Annotated in this window: 2 protein-coding genes; both read right to left on the bottom strand. The window is 45.3% G+C overall.

Annotated features, from left to right (window positions below):
* Window positions 1-107: 107 nt before the first annotated feature.
* On the bottom strand, window positions 108-458 hold the full coding sequence (locus BR04_RS17540) for a hypothetical protein (protein ID WP_496357323.1): 351 nt from the start codon (window positions 456-458) through the stop codon (window positions 108-110).
* Between the two features lie 77 nt (window positions 459-535).
* Window positions 536-1,207 carry a YkgJ family cysteine cluster protein gene (locus BR04_RS17535; RefSeq protein ID WP_496357322.1) on the bottom strand — a complete coding sequence of 224 codons (672 nt, stop codon included), beginning with the start codon at window positions 1,205-1,207 and terminating at the stop codon, window positions 536-538.
* Window positions 1,208-1,373: the final 166 nt, after the last annotated feature.

The raw sequence follows: 1,373 nt of genomic DNA, 5'->3' as shown, positions 1-1,373 counted from the left end.
GGGCAACTGTGTGGGAGAGTAGGACGCCGCCGGATTCTTTTAACGCCCTGTCTTCAAGGTGAACCCACCTCGAAGGCAGGGCGTTTTTTATTGGGATAAAGAAAGAGTCAGGGGGTTTTATGGATAAGAGACTCCCTTTCTTTTTTATAGATTTCATAGGAAGGGGTGTTTTCTATTCGGTCGAAGCATTTTTCCTGTTCGGATTCGTGGAGCTGGTAGCATTTTTCACGCTGCATGTCTGTTGTAACATCATAAATGGCTCTTCCACTGCACCCGAAAAACAGGAAACTTGCTAAAAGGCTGGAGGAAAAACAATTTAATTTCATGGTGTTATTTCCTGTTACTTGTATGTTTTCTTTCCATAATGTGTACTTTTCAGCCTCCTGTATTATTTTGAATAAGCCGGAGTCAAGCAAAAAAGGTAGTGCGGGATCAGGTTGAAAAAAACTTTGAAACATGGCTCCGGCTACAGAGAGAAGGATGGGGATTTTTTTCCATTGGGCTTCTTTTTTGCAGTAATGCGAGAGAGTATTGCTTAGATTATTGGAGTCTTTCCAAAGATTTGACTGATTTCACCGAGGATGGGACGCAGTTTTTCCTGAGAAGATTTGGGAATCATAAGCATGGGAATTTTGTGGTTCTTGGGCATGGCGACAGGGTTGCTTCCAGGATGACGAATTTCCATGAGGAGATCCATGAGATTGGCACTTTTCCCGTTTGCATCCAGATGTTCTACCGCCTGTAGAAAGAGGGTATGCAGCAGGATGGTATCTTCTTTCATATCCGCAAATGTATCGGCATTACAGCGTATTTTGGATATCATGCAGCGGCAGGCCATGGGACGATGGGCATAGGCCGTGCATTTCCCTGTTTTGTCATCCAGGAGGGGGCAGGGCCACCAGGAGGGATCGGTTAGATCTTCGGGGGGATCTTCTCCTTTCATATAAAGTGCTGCCATGGCATTGAGGGTCAGCCTGGGCTGCATACGCAGAAGGGCCGGAGTCTGGGAGAAGGCTGTTTCAAGCCGTGTATTTTCTTTTTCCCCCATGGCGAGGGAGAGAAATTCGGCTTCAAGGCCGGTGATCACCACATTTCGGGTGCAACAGAAGGTACATCCCGGAGTACAGGCTTTGTCAAAGGTTTGAAAGGTTGTTTCTTGAAGGTTGTAGAGATCTGCAAGGGTCTGAAGGCGAGAACTGTAAGACATGAAGACTCCTTGGGTTATGGAAATGACATCTTGGCCAAAAACCTGCTGTTTTTATCTTGAAATGTCAAGGGTGATGGACTCGCAAAAAGTCTCAAGCCACATTTAGTGAGAAAAAGTTGAAAAGATTGTTACGGGACAAAAATATCCTGAGAAATTGATGAATCGA

This window comes from Desulfobotulus sapovorans DSM 2055 (assembly GCF_059569355.1).
This window is presented reverse-complemented; position numbering and strand designations above follow the sequence as displayed.

Excerpts from the sequence above, each read along its gene's own strand:
- BR04_RS17535 (WP_496357322.1), bottom strand. The coding sequence starts at position 1,207 with ATGTCTTACAGTTCTCGCCTTCAGACCCTTGCAGATCTCTACAACCTT.
- BR04_RS17540 (WP_496357323.1), bottom strand. The coding sequence starts at position 458 with ATGTTTCAAAGTTTTTTTCAACCTGATCCCGCACTACCTTTTTTGCTT.